The organism is Psychrobacter sp. 16-MNA-CIBAN-0192 (assembly GCF_040309565.1).
In the GTDB taxonomy this organism is placed as follows: Bacteria; Pseudomonadota; Gammaproteobacteria; order Pseudomonadales; family Moraxellaceae; genus Psychrobacter.
The window spans coordinates 1-282 of record NZ_JBEOOX010000142.1 but is presented as its reverse complement, the minus strand read 5'-3'; the positions used below and the strand labels follow the sequence as shown (position 1 = coordinate 282).

General features: G+C 31.9%; 1 protein-coding gene. It reads right to left on the bottom strand.

What is annotated here, in order from left to right; all coding sequences use genetic code 11:
• Nucleotides 1-84: 84 nt before the first annotated feature.
• Nucleotides 85-282: hypothetical protein (locus tag AAEY78_RS12680; RefSeq protein ID WP_352339685.1), on the bottom strand; the 198-nt coding region annotated here is incomplete at its 5' end.

Genomic DNA, 282 nt, shown 5'->3' with positions numbered 1-282 from the left:
CAGTAAAAGTGTTCGCACTTATATTTGTTACTGTAAAAGTACAAAGTAGTGGTAAAAACAATGAAAAATGTCGCATTTTGTTCCTTAAAAATAAACGTTAAATTCATATTTAGTAAGTAGTGAATCAGCAATATATTCGCTTGGTAATTCTGAGATTGCGTAAAAAGTTGCTTTATTGGTTGCTAATTTTTTGGTGATAGGTGAAGTAAGCGTTTGCTCGTCACTCATCAAAGTTACTTCATCTAATTTGAATAGATCCTCAGCAACATTTCCCTTTAGCTC